The organism is Nonomuraea terrae, assembly GCF_004348995.1.
Classification (GTDB): Bacteria; Actinomycetota; Actinomycetes; order Streptosporangiales; family Streptosporangiaceae; genus Nonomuraea; species Nonomuraea terrae.
On record NZ_SMKQ01000402.1, the window covers coordinates 1 to 2,977 of the forward strand.

Sequence of the window (2,977 nt, forward strand, 5' to 3'; positions counted from 1 at the left end):
CGCGCAGGAGGCGTGCGGCCTGGTCGGCGGGCATGCGGGCGGCCGGGCTCCGGTGCAGCAGGCCCATGATGACCGGCGTGAGCGCGCCCGCGCGTACCGGCGGCCGCGGCTCGTCGCGCAGCACCGCCGCCACCGTCGCCGCCCACGAGTCGCCCTTGTACGGCGGCCGCCCCTCGACCGCCGTGTACAGCGTGGCGCCCAGGGACCACAGGTCGGACTCAGGCCGGGCCGGCTCGCCGTTCAGCCGCTCGGGCGGCATGTACGCCGGCGTGCCCACCAGCCCGCCCGTCGCCGTCAGCCCGGTTTCTGTCTCCATGGAGGCGATGCCGAAATCGGTCAGCACGACCCGCCCGTCGTCGGCCAGCAGGACGTTCTCCGGCTTGACGTCGCGGTGCAGCACCCCGGTCGCGTGCGCGGCCCGCAGCGCGTCGAGCACCCGGTCGCCGATCACCCCGACCTGGCCGGCCCGCAGCGGCCCGCTCTCGCGGACCACCTGCGCCAGCGAGCGGGACCGGACGAGCTGCATGACGATCCACGGACGGCCGTCCTCCTCGACGACGTCGTGGACCACCACCACCGAGGGGTGGTCGAGGCGGCCCGCCGCCCTGGCCTCCCTGATCGTCCTGCGGTTGAGCTCCGCCCGCCGGGCCTCGTCGACGCCGGTGTAGCGGACCTCCTTGATCGCCACCGTACGGTCGAGCACCTCGTCGTAGGCCCGCCAGACCACCCCCATGCCGCCCTCGCCGATCGGCTCGATCAGTCGATAGCGGCCGCTGACCCGCTTGTCCACGCGTGGAAGCCTACTTCGCGGGCACGAACGTGTCGCAGAAGCCCTCGAAGAAGTGGTAGTCGTCCTTCCAGTGGCTGTTGAGGGTGTGCCAGTAGATCGCGTACGCCCGTCCGTTCTCCGTGACGAAGCCGCGGTTGCGCACCCGCGTCTTGCCGGTGTTCGTGACCCAGGTGAAGTCCCAGTCGGCGGCGGCCTTCTGGTAGTCGACCCGCTTGATGTCGAGCTTCTTGTAGCCGCCGAAGTTGTTCTTCAGGTACGGCTCCTGCCGCTGCCAGTCCTTGTACGGGTCCTTGCCCGGCTTGGCCGCCTCCTCGATCATCACGTACGCGTTGACCGCCGCGCCCGGGCCCTTGAACTTGACCTGCCGGCCGCTGCGCGTCCAGACGTCCCAGCCCTTGGGCAGGCCGATGGAGAAGCCCATCTTCTTGTCCTTGTACATCTTCCAGCCGGCCGGGAGCGGGTCCTTCGTCTCCTCGGGTGTCGGGCTCGGGCTGGGGCTGGCCGTCGCGCTGGGGCTCGACGACGGGCTCGGTGACGTGCTGGGCGACGCGCTCGGAGAGGGGGACGAGGGCGACTGCGGCGAGGACGCGCTCGGCGAGCCCTGCGACAGCGTGGTGTCCGAGCTCCCGGCGCCGATCGGCTTCGAGTCGTCGCCGGGCGCCGAGTTCAGGCCGAGATAGCCGCCCACACCGGCGACCAGCACGACCGCCAGCGCCGCGGCGGCGATCATCCCGGCCCGCCGCGGCTCGCCGCGTGAGCTGTCCACCGTGGGCTCGGAGGGGGGAGGCGGCTCCACCGTCACCGAGGGGATGCGCGCGCCGGTCTCCGGCGGCGCCGCGGGCACGGCCAGGTCGGGGTCGGTCGGCGTCTCGTCCACCGCGGGGGCGTACGGGCGCCTGGCCTTCGCCGGGCGCTTCGGCTTGGTCGGCTGCGTGGGCACGCGCAGCTCCTGCACGGGCGCGAACTGCGCGGTCGGCGCCGGGCTCGTCTCCGCGAGTGCCTTGCGCAGCAGCCGCTGCGCCTCCTCGTACGTCAGCCGCTGCACCGGCTCCTTGATCAGCAGCCCGCTGATCACCTCGGTGAGCGGGCCCGCGTGCCGCATGGGGTCGGGCTCGTCGGTGAGCACGGCGTGCATGGTGGCCAGCGCCATGCCCCGCTCGTGCGGAGAGCGGCCCTCCACGGCCGTGTAGAGGGTCGCGCCCAGCGACCACAGGTCGGACTCGCGCCGCGCCGGCAGCCCCTTGAGCCGCTCGGGGGCGATGAACGCGGGCGTGCCCGCCAGGCCCGTCACGGTGAGCTGCGTCTCCGTCTCCAGCGTGGCGATGCCGAAGTCGGTGAGCACGACGCGGCCGTCGTCGGCCAGCAGCACGTTCTCGGGTTTGACGTCACGGTGCAGCACGCCGGCCTCGTGGGCGCGGTGCAGCGCGTCCAGCATGGCCAGGCCGATCTCGGCCACCCGCTTGGGCGGCAGCGGACCGTCCTGCTTGATCACGGCGCCCAGCGACTGCGACTGGACGAGCTGCATGACGATCCAGGGCCGGTCGTCCTCCTCGATCACGTCGTGCACGACGATCACGTTGGGATGCTCGAACCTCGCCGCCGCCCTCGCCTCGCGCATCGTGCGCCGGTTCAGCAGCTGCACCTCCTCGCCCAGGGCGGCGGCGTACCTGACCTCCTTGACCGCGACGGTGCGGTCCAGGAGCTCGTCGTGGGCACGCCACACGATGCCCATTCCGCCCCTGCCGATGGGTTCCTGCAGCTGGTAGCGGCCGGCGATGCGGCGTCCCTCCTGCTTTCGATCCGACATCAACGGCCTCAAACCCTCCTCTAGGCCAAGAAATACTCCCATAGCGAGGGATCAACGGCGACTCGCCTGGAGGGCACTACGCCCTGGGCATGTACTGCCCAGCAGGTCGAGCGGTAGGTGTAGAGTTCCTATATGACTTGTCGTCGCTACGCGTTTATCGAGCCGGCTCCGGGAGAGCCGGTCGTCCGCTAGCGACCACCTGGAGTCGGCACGAGGCAGAGACACCCGTCTCTGCCTTTTTTCGTTGTTGCCGCCGGCTCCGGAGGCCGGCCGAGTGGGGAGTGTCGGGATGTCATCGACTTTGGAACGGCACGCGGTCGCGCTGGGCGGGCTGCTGGTGGGCGACGGGCCCGCGGTGGTGATCGGCGGGCGGGTGAGCC

General features: G+C 71.7%; 2 protein-coding genes. Both read right to left on the reverse strand.

Going from position 1 to position 2,977, the window contains the following annotated elements; all coding sequences use genetic code 11:
* Nucleotides 1-790: serine/threonine-protein kinase (locus E1286_RS46855; protein WP_132623826.1), on the reverse strand; the 790-nt coding region annotated here is incomplete at its 3' end.
* 10 nt (nt 791-800) lie between these two features.
* Nucleotides 801-2,597: a serine/threonine-protein kinase gene (locus E1286_RS46860; RefSeq protein WP_165970252.1), complete on the reverse strand. Its 1,797-nt coding sequence runs from the start codon at nt 2,595-2,597 to the stop codon at nt 801-803.
* Nucleotides 2,598-2,977: the final 380 nt, after the last annotated feature.

Coding starts and splice junctions, on each gene's coding strand:
- E1286_RS46860 (WP_165970252.1), bottom strand. CDS start 2,597: ATGTCGGATCGAAAGCAGGAGGGACGCCGCATCGCCGGCCGCTACCAG.